Genomic DNA, 15187 nt, shown 5'->3' on the forward strand with positions numbered 1-15187 from the left:
ACGAGTGTTAGACGGAGTAGAACCTGTTGGAAATGGGTCAGAATCTCAACCTTCTAATTTTTCTGAGAAATCTCAGGAGTCTTCTAGGCTACTTTTTGCACAGCTAGTCAGTTTAAAGAGTCGTTTGCTGCATACGTTTAAACGCCCGCCAATGGCGAAATGGTTGTTTTGGAGTTTGGCTTTAGTCGGGACAACAACCGTTTCTGCCACCGTCGGGGCAACAGTCGCTTTGCTTGTACCCCTATCGCAGCAAATGTTTCAGCCGCAAGCTTGGTCGCTGCACGATTTGTGGCGCAATGCCTTTGTGTATCGTTTGTCGCGACCGATTAATATTTTAGTGATGGGACTCGATCGCGTTCCCGATGCAGAGGAAGACTCCCCTACGCGCATGAACGGTCGCAGCGACACGATGTTGCTGGTAAGGATAGACCCCAAAGACTATTCTGTCAAAATGCTATCGATTCCACGAGATACCCGCGTAGACACTCCCCAATTGAGTATCAAAAAAATCAACCAGGCAAATGTGGATGGTGGCCCAGCTTTGGCGGCAAACATTGTCAGGGGTGTGCTTAACGATGTGGAGATCGATCGCTACGTTCGCGTTACTACCGATGCTTTTCGGGAATTGGTAGATTTAGTGGGCGGTGTGGAAGTTTTTGTTCCTCAAAAAATGCAATATGTGGACGAAACTCAACGTTTGAAAATCGATTTGGAACAAGGATGGCAAGTTCTCAACGGCGAACAAGCCGAACAATTTGCCCGTTTCCGCAACGATCGCAAAGGCGATATCGGCAGGGTGCAGAGACAGCAGGTATTGCTGAAAGCTTTGCGAGAACGTCTGAGCAGTCCAACTATATTACCTCGTTTGCCAGGGATCGTGCGGGTGATGCAAAGATACGTTGACACTAATATTAGTTTGGAAGAAATGTTAGCGTTGGCAAATTTCGGGCTGAAGCTCGATCGCGCCGATATCAAAATGGTCATGTTGCCCGGTCGTTTCAGCGGGCCAAAAGAGTACGCTGCTAGCTACTGGATTATGGATAAAGCTGGGCGCGATCGCATTATGCACGATTATTTTGGCATCAACTCAAAAGATATTGCCTCTGATGCTAAACCTTCAGACAATTCTATTCGCATCGCTATCCAAAATGCTTCCGGTCAGCCCGCTCTCAGCGATCGCGTTGCCGAGTATTTAAAAAATCTTGGCTTCCGCAATATCTACCTGGTAAAAGATTGGCCGCAAGAGGAGCGCCGTACACAAATTATTGTGCAACAAGGCGATATAAAAGCAGCAGAAAACCTTAAAAGTGCTTTGGGTTTGGGTAATATTGAAGCCGCATCTATCGGCGATCTAGAATCCGACTTAACGCTGCGCGTCGGCAAAGATTGGCCTGATTCTGTGGCTAACTATTAAATCAAATTTCCTTTTGCTAAAGCGGTGATGCCGTGTTCTGGATATGTGCATCACCGTTTTATCATTTTATTGGCAAAAAAGATATATCGCTATTTATGAATATTTTTTGCAATCTCTCATAACTTGCCAAAGTACTTCTAGAATACGATTAATGTGAGCAACAGCAAATAGGGATTTTTACCCTTAACGCCTCGAACCCTTCTTAGCGGTAAAATACACGCAGGATAGCTCGGTACCTTCGATCGCAACGGGCCGGGATGTCTGAAACACAGGGGTTGTTCCGTGGGATATCGGTTTGATGGCAATTGTTTGGGATATTGTTACTTCGAGCGGGAGTTTGGTAATGTCATTCACAATTACTGGCCGTGTTTACGAAGCTGAAAGCGGTTTAGGAATTCCTGACCTAATTGTCGAAGCATTTGATAAAGATTTTCTCAAAAATGATGAATTAGGAAAAGCGCTCACAAATAGCGATGGCGGATTTGAAATCACTTACAATGAAGCCGATTTTAAAGGCAGATTTGAACATTTTGAAGGCAATCCCGATTTATTTATCGTTGTCAAAACGCCAGATAGTTCCAAAGTATTGTATAGCACAGAAAAAGAAATTCGTTCTGATGCCACGGAAAACGAGCATTTTGAGGTAGCTATTCCCAAAGTCGTCTTACTTGTACGCGAAGTAGACTCTTCAGGAATTGGAAAGCAATTATTAAAAATTCTCATCGGTTTTGCTTGGATAGATGGAGTCCTCGAACCGGGAGAACTAGCATTTTTAAAAGGGTTGGCGAAGGAAAAAGGGCTGGCTAACGATCCGGAAATTAAAATTTTATTATCCGCACAAAAACCAGTACAGACTGAAGAATTTTATAGTTGGTTACAAGCTTATTTGGGTAATTCCCCAGATGATAAAATTTTTCACGAATTGTATGAAAGTCTCAACTCTCTAATTTACATAGAGGGTGGCTTAAATCAACCGGAAAAACAACACCTACAAGCAATAGATACCCTAGATTCAGCACCACCAGAAACTCGCCAAAAAGCTCTTGAGCGGCGTTTTATGAGCATTTTTCTAGATCATAAATTCCTGGAAAACTTAGCACATACACAGCAGATATCGCCTAGCGATCGCGCCACCAAGGTTTCTGGTTATTATGCTGGAGTCCCCCAAGGAATCCTCAGCCGCTTCAGTGCGATCGCAAATACCCCAGCAATCGCAAAAGATCCTACAAAACTTTATTTGACAGACAACTTTGCTCCCATCAAAGAAGAAATAAGTATCGAAAACTTGGCAATTATCGGCGAACTACCCTGGTATCTTTCCGGGATGTTTCTCCGTAACGGCCCTAACCCACAATTTCCCCCAGTAGGACTTTACCATTGGTTTGATGGAGATGGAATGCTCCACGGAGTACGGATTGTCAACGGCAAAGCTAGCTACCGCAATCGCTATATTCGCACAGACGGATTTGTATTGGAAGAAACTCAAAAACAGGCAATTTGGCCTGGTTTACTCAACCTGCCTCGCTTTGATGCACCCTACGGCTTAATGATGAAAAATCCTGCCAATATGTCCTGTGCGTGGCACGCAGGCAAATTACTGACTCTTTGGGAAGTGGGCGCACCACATTTGATGAGCTTACCAGAGTTAGAAACGCTTGGCAGACATAATTTTGGTGGCAAACTTACTTCTGCTATGTGCGCCCGCCCAAAAGTCGATCCGGCAACTGGTGAAATGATGTTTTACAGTACTTCACCGATCGCGCCCCCATACTTAGAGTACAGCATCGTTTCAGCAGACGGGGAACTTGTGCAAACAGTGCCGATCGATTTACCAGAACCGGTGATGATGCCCGATTTTGCCATCACGGAACACTACACCATTTTCCTAGATATGCCGCTCAAGTTCAAGCCAATGCGATCGGCTGCGGGTGAGATACCCATTGAGTTCGATCGCGATCGCAAAAGCCGTATCGGTATCTTACCTCGTCACGGCAACAACGAGTCAATTCGCTGGTTTACCATTCCTAATTGTGCCATCTTCCACGTTGCTAATGCTTACGAAGAAGACAGCGAAGTTATACTCATAGCCAACCGCATGGATTACTGCAACTTCTTCGTTCCTAACTACAACCAGAACGGCGAAGTGTTAAACTTCGATCTCGAAACCTTAAAAATGTGCCGCTGGCGAATTAATTTGACAACTGGCGCGGTGAAAGAAGAAATTATCGATAATGTTCCCTCAGACTTTCCTGGCATAAACGATCGACTGACCGGTCGGCGGACACGTTACGTTTACGCTTCGCGAGTCGCACTTTACGCAAAGCCTAAACCCCTTTTCGACGCTTTGATCAAGTACGATTTAGAAACAGGTTCCTCACAAGTTCATGAATTTGGGAAAGGACGCTTTGGCGGTGATAGTACCTTTGCACCTCTCCCTGGCGGTAATGCTGAAGACGACGGTTGGTTGCTTACTTTTGTTTGGGATGACACCACCAAACAGTCTGAATTAGTAGTTATCGATGCGCGAAACTTTACAGGTGAACCGACAGCGCGAGTAATCATGCCTCAGCGCGTTCCTTACGGTTTCCACTCTATCTGGATTCCATCTTAGGAAATTGCTACTGTAGATCGCAAACCGGGTTTCTCCTATAAACCCGGTTTGTGCAATTACGTGAAACTTCCACTACTACCTATGCAACCGGACATAATATAATAACGAACTCAAAAATAATAAGACTTATATCAATTCCGGCGCAGCCGGAATCATAAAGCACTCAAAGGACAGTAGCGATGAAAAAAGTAGCGGTGTTTGGCAATACTGGAGGTGGTAAATCAACTCTGAGCAAGAGATTATCAGAAATCACTGGTTTGCCACTTCACATCTTGGACAAGATTCAATATCAATCGGGGGGAATTGAGGTTCCCCGTGAAGAATATTTGCACGCCCATCAGCAAATTTTAATGAGTGACCGATGGATTATTGACGGGTTTGGTTGCAAGGAAACCCTTTGGCTAAGGCTTGACGAGGCGGATACTTTGGTTTATCTCGATCTGCCGTTATATGTGCATTTCTGGTGGGTAAATAAACGACTGATGACAGGTTTTTTTAAACCGCCAGAAGGCTGGCCGTCCAAAAGTCCACTATTAAAGAGTTCGCTTAATAGCTACCGCGTGCTTTGGTTATGTCACAAATATTTGACTCCAAAATATCGGGAGTATATCAAGGAGGTTGAAACTACCAAAAGTATTTATCACATTCGATCTACTAAAGATATTTCACAATTTTTTGAATTAATTGAAAATCAGATTAACTTTAAAGATGGTGCATCAGCGTAAGTATATATTCAATACAAAAGCTAGCTATTTTATCGCTTCATACACTACAAATGTAGAGTCAATTCATACATTGACTCTACATCCTATGGTAAAATTGTCTGGCTGCGTATTTCCTGAATAAGTTATCGATCTGGATCTATCCCCATTTCTTGCAATCGAGCCAACAAAACTTGCGATCGCGCTCTTTCCTCTTGTAGCAAAGCTTCTGCCTCTTCAGCCCGTTGGCGTTCTTGTTCGGCACGTTCTTCCGGCCACAAGAGCATATTACCTTCTGCATCCCCCCACCGCAACCAATAACCGGTTCTGCCTTGATAGGTTCCCTGCCAAACTCCCAGAAATAAGTCTAATCCAGGAATCGCATAACGTCCGGACTCATCTGGCGTTTGCAGTTGATAACGTTCCGATTCTAAAGCATAAACCTCAATGCGCCCGGTATTCGGTCGAAAAATCACGTAACGAGGAACCTTAATAACCTGTTCGTAAAAGAACCACTTGCCGATATTTTCTGTAGATTCGACAGAATATTCTTCACCGTAAGTAGCGGACAAAAACTCCATTACTACTTGCGGAATAGTACCTTCTGTGTTTGGCGTGTAACTGCGACGAGGTTGGCTTCCTTGCCAAGGTTGTACAGGTCGCACATACATCCAGTCAGGTGCTTTACAGATAATTCGCTCATCTATGGCAGCACAGAGAGCAAAATTGGAAACGATGAGCGCGTCTTGGCAAATTTCCGGAAATGCCATTAAAGGTTGGCGCAGCGCAGATGCAAGTAAAGGCTGGTCGGTATTTTCCACAGGATCGTCGGGTAGGATAAAATCATCTGGCAATAGAGGCCAGGTAATTGAGTGTTGAGAGACTGGTGTTTTTGCGATCGCCTGCATTATCTGACCTCGCAGTCGCCTGTGCGTCGAATTATCGATCTATATCCTAGCTTATTAGTCTGAGAACATTGATAATGTAAATAGCTTTATTCCCAGATTACTATGTTTTCCAAATTTCCGAGCCCATTAATAAATATTTGGCGGCGTTTGTTAGTGATTATTTTACTTTTAGCTCTTGCATTTGGCTGGGTAATGCTAAATGCAACTCCCGTCGCATTTGCACAAGCAAAGACAATTAATTACACCAAAACAAGTTTGGAATACCGCGACTTTTCCAACAGCGATTTAAGGGGAGCCGTTTTCGCTGCCGCTGAAATGCGAGGCGCAAACTTGCAGGGGTCTAACCTCACTAATTCTATTTTGACGCAGGCAATTTTACTGGAAGCGAATTTGTCAGGTGCGAATTTGACGGGTGCGTTAGCAGATCAAGTGACATTTAAAAATGCTAACTTGACCAATGCTATTTTTAAGGAAGCGATGTTGACAAGTTCTAGATTTGATGGTGCGATCGTCACCGGATCTGATTTTACCGATGCGCTGATCGATCGCTACGAAGCGACCCAAATGTGCAAACGCGCAGATGGTATTAACCCAGTTACCGGAGTATCTACGCGGGATAGTTTAGGTTGTCGGTAATGTCGCGCTTGCTATGTTAGCTTAGACATCGCTTCCCAACGAATAACATCTTGCAGTAAAGCTTGATAACCGGCCACATTGGGATGGAGACCGTCTTCTGTCAGGCGCGATCGCACCCACTCCTCACCGCGTCCCATCCACAGATCGAAAATATCCAAATAAGGAATCTGTCGCGCTTGACAAGCGAGTCGAGTTGCCTCTTTGTAGCGATACTGGTCGCTATGGTTGTAATACAAGCAATCTAAAAATGGCATTCTCGCTTCATTCACCGGCACCATTCCCACAAACAGCACCGGACACAGCTGTTGGGCGCGATCGAGCAAAGAAGCGACTTCGACTTTAAAAGTTTCAAAATCCGTATAGTTGCGTCCGTTCTGACGTCCCAGACGAGGCGAATCATTGACCCCCACCGAAAGGACGATCGCATCCGGTACGCGATTTCGCAGTTCTCCCCGATGTCGAAACTCGTGTTCCAAGCGTTGCGCCACTTGCTTGACACCATCTCCTCGCACGCCCAAATTATAAAGGACGTGACCGGGACTGGTTGGTGACATCCATCGGCGTCGCAGTCGTTCTACCCAGCCACCACCTTCAAAATCACCGAATCCATACACCAAACTATCTCCGAGTACGATTATCTTCAAAGGATGGCTATTTGCTTGGCGTAACTGTGCAGAAGTAGGAGCTACCAATGTTGCCATAGGCCGTAATACTTAGCGAGTGGGATAATTATAAAATCTTGACATACGGTGAAGAAACTATACAACATCTTCGTGAGATATGTTATGCAGCTTGTGCAATACTTGCCGCGATCGGCTACCAACCGAAAGTAAAACCAGCGCCTCTTCCCTAACAATCCGGGAAACTCAGCTTTCACGGGCATGGGGCAGAGGACATAGGCGATCGGAAATGCTTGATGGGCAAGGATTTCTGGCGATTAATTAGTTTTAATTATCAATATAAATACGGGAGAGCTAAAAACTTAATGTCCGAGCCAGGATTTTATCGTCGTCCACTACCCGATTCTGCCATTGCCTTTTCCTCTGTAGAAGGAAGGCAAATTTTTCGCGAAGCGCTGGCATTGGGAGGGATGGAAGGCTACTTTGCTCTGGCCGAACAATTTCATACTCAAGTAGAACCCGCTTTTTGTGGATTGGGTAGTTTAGTAGTTGTTCTGAATGCCTTATCCATCGATCCAGGTCGGATTTGGAAAGGGGTGTGGAGATGGTATGGAGAGGAATTTTTAGATTGTTGCTTACCTCTCTCCGTTGTTAAAGAAAACGGCATCACTTTCGATGAATTTGCCTGTATCGCACGCTGCAACGGTGCTGTTGTCAAAGCGAATCGTTACCATCAAAGCAGCTTGGAAAAATTTCGGCAAGCTGTTGAACAAGTCACTACTGCTTCGGGTGATATTCATCTAGTGGTTTCCTACAGCCGAAAAGTATTGGGACAAACTGGTGATGGTCATTTTTCACCCATCGGCGGCTATCATCCCAAACGGGATTTAGTTCTTATTCTGGATGTTGCTCGTTTCAAATATCCACCTCACTGGATTTCTTTGCCTTTGTTATGGAAAGCTTTTGAGCCTGTCGATCCGGTCACAAATAAATGTCGAGGTTATATTTCATTGCAGAAGAGTGAAAAGCTGCAAGAAACCTTTTTTAATGTTGACTTTGATTTACATCAGTGGCGTAGCGTTGCTCCTTACTTTGCAGAAATACTCCCAGACATTCTTACAAAAGAGCAACCATTATCAATTGTTTCAGTTGTCAGTACCATCCTGCATCATTGGCCTGTTGAGTTCACAACTATGCTGGATATTTCGTCACAGAGGACAGAGATATTCGATAAATTATGGGCAGCTATTCGATTAAACCCACTGTTTGAGATTATTCAACAATGCCTGTATAGCAATGTCTGGGATGCTATGTCTGAGGTCGGAAAATGGCGATCGCAACAGCCGTTTGTAGCAGAGATAATCACAGTAATTTTACTATCCTGCCCACCAACTCTGTATGTAACTCTCAAATCAGATTTACGACTCTGGTTCGAGGAAGTTCGCTATCTGGAAAAACTATTTTCTCCCTTGGATATAGAGATATCGAGGCTAAGAGAACAAATGTTAGCGCTCCAGGAGTTTTATACTTTGTATTCCAAGGCATAAGTGGGATATCGAGCCGAGTTAGAACCCAGAGGCAATTTGCAGGGGCTGTTGACATACTCCCCCGTCAAGCGTTGCTGTGACGGGGGATTCTCCCGGAGTCACCTACCGGAATTACTGGCTCAACGAAACGACTTAAATCATCAACATCTCTGTTAAAGATCCAGAGGCCGGATTCTCCCCAGTCGTTTGGGTCGGTTTCTGTTTGCCCAACAGTACCGTTGAGATATTCTCCCAAATATTTCAACCCTTTTTTCAAAATATTAATTGCCGCATTCCAATCACGATCTAAAACTGTTTGACAGTGGGGACATTGATGGGTTCTTGTACTCAATGTCTTATAAACTTTTGCCCCACAAACCGAACAATCAATAGTCGTAAACTGTGGTGGTACAGCAATGCAAGTTATCTTATGAATCTTGGCGAAATAATTCACCCATTGCGTGAACTGATACCAAGAAGCATCGCTAATACTTTTCGCTAACTTGTGATTCTTCACCAAATTAGACACCTTCAAAGCCTCATAGACTACCAAATCATTAGACTGGACTAACGCCAGAGCATCTTTAATTGCTCTGTCCTTACGTTGTCGAGAAACTTTTAAGTGTAGTTTGGCTACTTTCCGACGTTGTTTGTGATAGTTAGCCGATTGTTTCTGACCATTTTTGTATCGCTTAGAAAGCCTACGTTGAGCTTTTCTTAAGCGATTTTCTGTTTGGCGGAAAAAGCGAGGATTTTCTACTGTCTTGCCACTGGAATCCGTGTAGAATTCTTTCAAACCTAAATCGATTCCCACCACAGAACCAGTGAATTCATGCTTTTCTTCTCGGTTATAGTCAATTAGAAATTGGCAGTAGTAACCATCAGCACGTCTAACTACCCTCAACCGCTTAATTTGCTGTTCTGAGTAATAGACTAACGTTCTTTGGGAACACCACAAATCAAATGTACCTGCCTTAAACCCATCAGTAAAAGTGATTTGCCTTCTCTCATCAGAAAGTTTATAGCCAGTAGTTTTATATTCTACCGACCGACTAAACTTCTTGAACTTAGGAAAACCCTTCTTTTTAATTGATGAATCCCGGCAGTTACCATAAAACCGAGCTATGGACTGCCATGCTCGGTCTGCGCTTGATTGTCGTGCTTGTGAATTTAATTTGTTTACCCAAGGTGTTGTAGAATCTTTCGCTAAAACGGCACAAAGTTTTTGCAAGTCATTGCGTGTAGTTCCTTTGTTGTCCATCCAATATCTGACGCATTTGTTTCTGACAAATTGCGCCGTTTTCATGGCTTCTTCGACGCTTTGGTATTGTTCTGGAGTACCGCCTTTTAGCTTGGCTTCTACAACTAACATTTGCTTATCCTCGACCTTGGATAGGTTTTAGTTTAACAAACTTTATCCACAAACTGTAGAATTAAATCGTTGCTTCGCTTCTGAGTTGCTGGTCGGATTTCATCCCCCGTTAAACTGCGTTGTAACGGGGGCATTCATCCGACATTTTTAGGTAAACTGGTAGTTGATCCCTAGCACCAGGTTCTATGTACAAGCGCTCTAAGTTCGAGACTACCCAAACCCAGATTATGGATAGGGCGGAAGGCTTGATTAATGCTGCTTCCAATCGCTACCGGATTACAGTTCAGGTTGCCAACCGGGCTAAACGCCGCCGATATGAGGAGTTTGATAATCTTGATGACCCGATGATGAAGCCGGTGATCCGGGCAATTATAGAGATGTCCGATGAGTTGACGCAACCTGAGATTATTGGCGAGTAAGATCGATCGTTCGTAGTTCGCTGTTACCCCAATGAGCTACGAACAATGTCCCATTGCGTGTCCCCCCCATCGCCCTATGTCCAAAAAACTGATTCTGGCGCTGACAACACCGATCGTACTAAGTCTGACCTTCTCTTTGCCCAGTTTATTCAATCCAGCGCCTACAACAGCCCAACAAATAAGACCTCAAGATGTTTGGCAGCAAGTGTATCAAATCTTGCCGGATTTGCCGTTGGAGAACCAATATATCAGCAGGGAAACTGGCAAACCGGCGACAGATAACACATTGGTGAGTCGCTTGATTAGATATCACATCTATGTCAAAGGTCGTCCGCCGATATTTCGGCTAGATTGGAAGCTGACTGTGGCAGATTATTTGGGAGCGCACGATTTGATGTCGGAAAGCGCTTATCCTGGTAACGATACTTTACGGAAAAATCCGATCGAAGGCGATCGCGCTGTCATCAGTGGCCTAAATCGGGCTCAACGCGATGCCTTAATCAACACCCTGGTGAGCATTTTTAACCCGAATGCCGCAGCTGAGTCGCAAGCGAAACCTACTCCCACATCTGCACCCCAATCCCCAGCCACAACACCCAACCCCAGAGGACTCCCACCCCAACCCCAACCGGGAGACGCCCGTTTACTGATGCCTTAAGCGATCGAAATCTCAATAATATGAGGATAAGTTTATGGGACGAAAAGCTCGACTCAAACAAATCAGGCGAGAGGCTATTAACAACCCCTCACCAGAGTCTGCGCCAAAGGCTGATTTTGATAATACTCAATTTGTCGATCAACTAGAACGTCAAGGATACAAACTCCAGGAGATTCAGCGTTCTCCTTCTGTTCCCGAATCAAATAAATCTTTGCCTCAGTTGTAAAGATTTTCAAGCTGACTGAAGAAATTTATAATATCATGTTCGTTTGCATTATTAACACCTGAGTGATGGGGAAGATTGTCTGTTGGCATCGCGGGTTAAGTTTTAACTACAGATGAAAAAAGATGGTTAAATTTTTACCGCAGATAAAGGCAGATAAACGCAGATAAGAATACATTTGGGGGGAGTGGGAGAGTGGGGGAGAAAAGAACAACAGGTAACTTGCGATCGATAATATTACGGCGGGAAGGGAGTAATCCAAAATCCAAAATCCAAAATCTAAAATCGATTGTGCGGTTTCAGCAAGTTGGTTACATCTGGCCCTTTGGGAATGATACCGCCTGGATTGAGGGGGAACAAATTACCGTAATAATCTCGCTTGACAGCTTCTACATCGCAAGTGTCTGCAACACCGGGAAGCTGATACAAATCGCGGAGGTAAGCCCCTAGATTTTGGTAATCTTGAATTCTCTTTTTGTTGCATTTGAACAATCCGTAGTAGACTGCATCAAAACGAAATAGGGTAGTAAACAAACGCACATCTGCTAGGGTTAATATCTCGCCACACAAATATCGGCTACTGGCAAGTTTTTCATCTATTTCATCGAGAACGGCAAAGAGTTCGTCGCAAGCTGTTTCGTAAGCGGTTTGAGTTTGTGCAAAACCGCAACGATAGACGCCGTTGTTGACTGCATGATAAATTTTATCGTTCCAGCGATCGATTGTTTCTTTGAGTTCTTCTGGATACAGATTAAGTTCGGGATGCTGGGCAAATTCGTTGAAAGCCGAGTTCAGGATTACTATTATTTCGGCGCTTTCGTTATTGACAATTGTGTTAGTTTGTTTATCCCACAGGACGGGTACTGTGCAACGTCCGTTGTAGCTTGGTTTTGCTAATTGATATAGTTGCGGTAGGGTGGTACAACCTTCTTCTGGGCGATCGAATACCCAAATTCCTTCGTCGGAGGAAGGTGAGGCGATCGAGACTCCGATCGCATTTTGCAGTCCTTTGAGCGATCGCACAACCAAAGTTCTATGGGCCCAAGGACAGGAAAGCCCCACGTAAAGATGGTAACGCCCCGCCGCCGGTTGATAGGGGTTGTCTTCTGCGGTACTGACAGTATAGTTGAATTGACTGGCTGGACGAATGTATTCTCCTGACCGATTGCGTGGCGCAATGCGAGACATCATCACATTCCACATCGTTGTCCAGGTGAATTTTCCGAGTTTGACGATCAGTCCCGGAGGAATTTTACTTTTCACAGGCTATCCTCGTTAATGCGAAATGACTCTAAAATCTAAAATCCAAAATCCAAAATCTAAAATGAAATAATGGAGCGTATAGTTAAAAGCGGAACGGGTTGGCGCATTGGCTGGAATCCGGAAGCTGCTAAATTCAAAGGTTTAGTCGGTGGAGATGACTGGGCATTTGAGCTAACCGAGGCGGAATTAAACGATTTTTGTCGATTGCTGGCGCAATTGGCAGGAACAATGAGCCATATGGCTAGCGAGTTGATGGACGAGGAGAAAATTGCCTGCGAAGCCGAAAGCGATTTGCTCTGGATGGAAGTGGAGGGCTATCCCCACGCCTACAGCCTTCACTTTATTATAAATAGCGATCGACAGTGTGAAGGCACTTGGCCAGCTTCCGCAGTTCCCGGCTTACTGCAAGCAATTCAAGTTTTGCAAGTTTTCTAGTTGCCAATCTATTTATATGTGCTATATTAGTAAAGCATCGAAATCGGGGCGTAGCGCAGCTTGGTAGCGCACTACTTTGGGGTAGTAGGGGTCGTGGGTTCGAATCCCGCCGCTCCGATAGGCAGAAACCCGCTTATACAGCGGGTTTTAAGCTTTTAATTAGGGTTTCTCTACCGCTGGATATCATCGATGGCTATGACATAGCATGACACTTTGAGCCATCTAAAAGGATAAATTTAAGATACCAAGTTTCAAGGGCTTCTCATGGCAGGCCATCGAAATCGAAAGGGAACTGTAGCAGTTCAGAGCTTCAAAGTACAACCACTCATGTCCTACAAATGCACAGTGAATTCCTTCTACCAAATCCCTTGCTTTCGATACCTAACCAGAGTCCGAGGGCTTTTTGACAAAATTTCACTCGCTCGATTCTTGTTGACAAAATTCATGGCTTTAATCCTTGTTAAATTGCTGCTCGTTGGGGCGGTGAGGAATTTGTTTTAGGTATATATGGTATAACGCGATCTCTGGGTGCAAAGCGGCTGACTGACTTCCTGAAAACCTGGTGCGAGCAGAAGTTTACTGATAATAATAATCAGACATTTCAGGTAACTTTCAGTGCAGGAGTGGTTGAATATTCTCAGGATGGCGCTAACTTGCAAGAAATTTATCGAGCCGCCGATGCCGCACTATACCAAGCGAAGGCAATGGGACGAAATCGAGTATTAGTATCGAGTACCGCAATCTAGTTTAAGCTCCATTTCCTTTTGGCCAAAGTCCAAGGTTAAAGGTAATGTAAAATAAAAAATGCTTCCTTGCCCTAAAATACTTTCAGCCCAGATCGAACCACCGTGTTGTTGCACGATACTTTTACAAATTGCTAAACCGAGTCCGCTACCACCTTTTTCACGGGAATCTGACACATCAATTTGTTGAAATCGTTCAAAAATGATTTCTAATTTTTCGGCTGGAATACCTCGTCCTCGATCTTCGATTTTAAAGAGAACACAGGGTAAAGCGATTTTAGACTGAAACGATCGCGCAAATCTTTCATGGCTTTCAATGACTTCTGCTGATAACCAAACTGTGGTATTAGCTGGGGAAAATTTAATCGCATTACTAAGTAAATTTGTGAGAGTTTGCACGATCGCATTTGGATCGGCCCAAACTTGCACAGAAATAGGATAGACTTGCAAAGTTACTTTAGAGAGATCTCCAAAACGCTGAACATCGGCAATTGCTTGTTGGATTAAGTCAGATGCAATGCACAATTGCTTATTCAAATTATATTTACCAGTAGTGAGACGTTGCAGATCTAGAAGGTCGTTAGTTAATCGAATCATGCGATCGGTTCCTCGTAGAGCAACTTCTAGCATTTCTTTCGCTTTTTCCGGCTTGCCATCGTAAACTCCTCTTGCTAGCAGTTTAAGAGAACCTTGAATCGTTGTTAGTGGCGTCCGTAATTCATGGCTGGCAACTGAAATAAACTCGTCTTTCATTCGTTCAATATTACGCCGTTCGGTAATGTCTTTAAAAGTGATTACTGCACCGATAATTTCATGTTGTTCTAATATGGGAGTACAGATATATTCTACTGGAAAGTAAGAACCGTCTTTACGTTGGAATTCTGCCCGATCGTTATAATGAACTAAGCCATCTTTTAACGAGGCGCAAATTGGACACTTAAAAGCGCGATCGCCATTCTTTCCGACCTTAGAATTCAAGATCGAACATTCAGGTTTTCCAATCGCTTCTTCGATAGTGTAACCCAACATTTTGGCAGCGGCTGGATTGAGGAATGTTGTTTTACCTTGGTAATCTACACCATAAATTCCTTCTCCAACTGCATTGAGAATTAATTGATGATTGTGGTTAATTCGATTTATCTCTTGTTCTTTTACTTGCAAAATATTGTAAGCCGTTCGCAGTTCTTCTGCCTGCCTTTTTAGTTCGGCGTTTTTTTGAAATAAATCGACAAAAACAGAAACTTTTGCGAGTATAATTTCTGGAATGAGGGGTTTTAGTAAATAATCTACGGCTCCTAATGAGTAACCTTTCAAAATATACATTGCATCGCGATTTATCGCCGTTAAAAAGAGAATGGGAGTATGGCAGGTTGCCGGACGGGAATGAATAATTTTAGCAAGCTCAAATCCATTCATTCCCGGCATTTGCACATCTAATAAAATGACAGCAAACTCCTGTTGTAGGAGATGCTTTAAAGCTTCGTCAGCAGAAATTGCCTTCACGACATTTTGTTTCAATGGCGCTAACGTCTCGGTCAATGCCATCAGATTAGCGGGACGATCGTCAACTACAAGAATATTGACCTTAGAAACGGTTGTCATATGAGTTAAAGTTCGTAAAAATGGAACTCTAGCGTAGGATGGCAGAAATAACTCAC

Annotated in this window: 16 protein-coding genes and 1 tRNA gene; 12 read left to right on the plus strand and 5 right to left on the minus strand. The window is 44.0% G+C overall.

Annotation, left to right across the window (positions count from 1 at the left end):
- The first annotated feature begins 4 nt into the window (after positions 1-4).
- From H6G03_RS21040 to H6G03_RS21050, 3 genes are all read left to right on the plus strand, one after another.
- Positions 5-1414, plus strand: a complete 1410-nt coding sequence (locus H6G03_RS21040) for an LCP family protein (protein ID WP_322111948.1) — start codon at positions 5-7, stop codon at positions 1412-1414.
- 343 nt (positions 1415-1757) lie between these two features.
- Positions 1758-4025 (plus strand): carotenoid oxygenase family protein, encoded by a 2268-nt coding sequence (locus tag H6G03_RS21045; protein WP_190467879.1) that lies wholly within the window; start codon positions 1758-1760, stop codon positions 4023-4025.
- Positions 4026-4204: 179 nt separating this feature from the next.
- Positions 4205-4750: a P-loop NTPase family protein gene (locus H6G03_RS21050; RefSeq protein WP_190467883.1), complete on the plus strand. Its 546-nt coding sequence runs from the start codon at positions 4205-4207 to the stop codon at positions 4748-4750.
- A 122-nt stretch (positions 4751-4872) separates the two neighbouring features.
- Here the strand turns inward: H6G03_RS21050 and H6G03_RS21055 are convergent, their stop codons facing one another.
- Positions 4873-5634 (minus strand): Uma2 family endonuclease, encoded by a 762-nt coding sequence (locus tag H6G03_RS21055; protein ID WP_190467885.1) that lies wholly within the window; start codon positions 5632-5634, stop codon positions 4873-4875.
- Between the two features lie 102 nt (positions 5635-5736).
- On the opposite strand from H6G03_RS21055, the gene H6G03_RS21060 reads away from it, so the two are divergent.
- Positions 5737-6270, plus strand: a complete 534-nt coding sequence (locus H6G03_RS21060; protein WP_190467888.1) for a pentapeptide repeat-containing protein — start codon at positions 5737-5739, stop codon at positions 6268-6270.
- 11 nt (positions 6271-6281) lie between these two features.
- On the opposite strand, the gene H6G03_RS21065 is transcribed toward H6G03_RS21060, so the two are convergent.
- Positions 6282-6971 carry a GDSL-type esterase/lipase family protein gene (locus H6G03_RS21065; RefSeq protein ID WP_190467891.1) on the minus strand — a complete coding sequence of 230 codons (690 nt, stop codon included), beginning with the start codon at positions 6969-6971 and terminating at the stop codon, positions 6282-6284.
- A 79-nt stretch (positions 6972-7050) separates the two neighbouring features.
- Here H6G03_RS21065 and H6G03_RS21070 point away from each other — a divergent pair, with 79 nt between their 5' ends.
- Together H6G03_RS21070 and H6G03_RS21075 are read left to right on the plus strand one after the other, a co-directional pair.
- A complete protein-coding gene (locus H6G03_RS21070; protein ID WP_190467893.1) occupies positions 7051-7215 on the plus strand; it encodes a hypothetical protein in 165 nt (54 codons plus the stop codon).
- Positions 7216-7255: 40 nt separating this feature from the next.
- Positions 7256-8437, plus strand: a complete 1182-nt coding sequence (locus tag H6G03_RS21075) for a phytochelatin synthase family protein (protein WP_190467896.1) — start codon at positions 7256-7258, stop codon at positions 8435-8437.
- A 64-nt stretch (positions 8438-8501) separates the two neighbouring features.
- Here the strand turns inward: H6G03_RS21075 and H6G03_RS21080 are convergent, their stop codons facing one another.
- The gene (locus H6G03_RS21080; RefSeq protein ID WP_190467898.1) at positions 8502-9788 is read right to left on the minus strand and encodes an RNA-guided endonuclease InsQ/TnpB family protein; all 1287 of its coding nucleotides are present in this window, start codon (positions 9786-9788) and stop codon (positions 8502-8504) included.
- 185 nt (positions 9789-9973) lie between these two features.
- Here H6G03_RS21080 and H6G03_RS21085 point away from each other — a divergent pair, with 185 nt between their 5' ends.
- The 3 genes from H6G03_RS21085 (at position 9974) to H6G03_RS21095 (ending at position 11091) form a co-directional block, all read left to right on the plus strand.
- A complete protein-coding gene (locus tag H6G03_RS21085; RefSeq protein ID WP_190467902.1) occupies positions 9974-10207 on the plus strand; it encodes a DNA-directed RNA polymerase subunit omega in 234 nt (77 codons plus the stop codon).
- 76 nt (positions 10208-10283) lie between these two features.
- The gene (locus H6G03_RS21090) at positions 10284-10865 is read left to right on the plus strand and encodes a hypothetical protein (protein WP_190467905.1); all 582 of its coding nucleotides are present in this window, start codon (positions 10284-10286) and stop codon (positions 10863-10865) included.
- Positions 10866-10899: 34 nt separating this feature from the next.
- Positions 10900-11091, plus strand: coding sequence for a hypothetical protein (locus tag H6G03_RS21095; RefSeq protein ID WP_190467908.1), 192 nt, complete (start codon positions 10900-10902; stop codon positions 11089-11091).
- 276 nt (positions 11092-11367) lie between these two features.
- On the opposite strand, the gene H6G03_RS21100 is transcribed toward H6G03_RS21095, so the two are convergent.
- Complete coding sequence (locus H6G03_RS21100) at positions 11368-12291, minus strand: glutathione S-transferase family protein (protein ID WP_190467947.1); 924 nt, start codon at positions 12289-12291, stop codon at positions 11368-11370.
- Positions 12292-12420: 129 nt separating this feature from the next.
- Between H6G03_RS21100 and H6G03_RS21105 the strand changes: the two genes are divergently transcribed.
- From H6G03_RS21105 to H6G03_RS21115, 3 genes are all read left to right on the plus strand, one after another.
- A complete protein-coding gene (locus tag H6G03_RS21105; RefSeq protein WP_190467911.1) occupies positions 12421-12786 on the plus strand; it encodes a DUF1818 family protein in 366 nt (121 codons plus the stop codon).
- A 44-nt stretch (positions 12787-12830) separates the two neighbouring features.
- Positions 12831-12904, plus strand: a tRNA-Pro gene (locus tag H6G03_RS21110).
- A 346-nt stretch (positions 12905-13250) separates the two neighbouring features.
- Entirely contained in the window at positions 13251-13532 is a 282-nt protein-coding gene (locus H6G03_RS21115) for a GGDEF domain-containing protein (RefSeq protein ID WP_190467950.1), read from the plus strand.
- Here the strand turns inward: H6G03_RS21115 and H6G03_RS21120 are convergent.
- A complete protein-coding gene (locus H6G03_RS21120) occupies positions 13509-15131 on the minus strand; it encodes an ATP-binding protein (protein WP_190467914.1) in 1623 nt (540 codons plus the stop codon). The genes H6G03_RS21115 and H6G03_RS21120 overlap by 24 nt on opposite strands.
- Between the last annotated feature and the right edge of the window lie 56 nt (positions 15132-15187).

The sequence above is a fragment of the Aerosakkonema funiforme FACHB-1375 genome (assembly GCF_014696265.1).
GTDB lineage: Bacteria > Cyanobacteriota > Cyanobacteriia > Cyanobacteriales > Aerosakkonemataceae > Aerosakkonema > Aerosakkonema funiforme_A.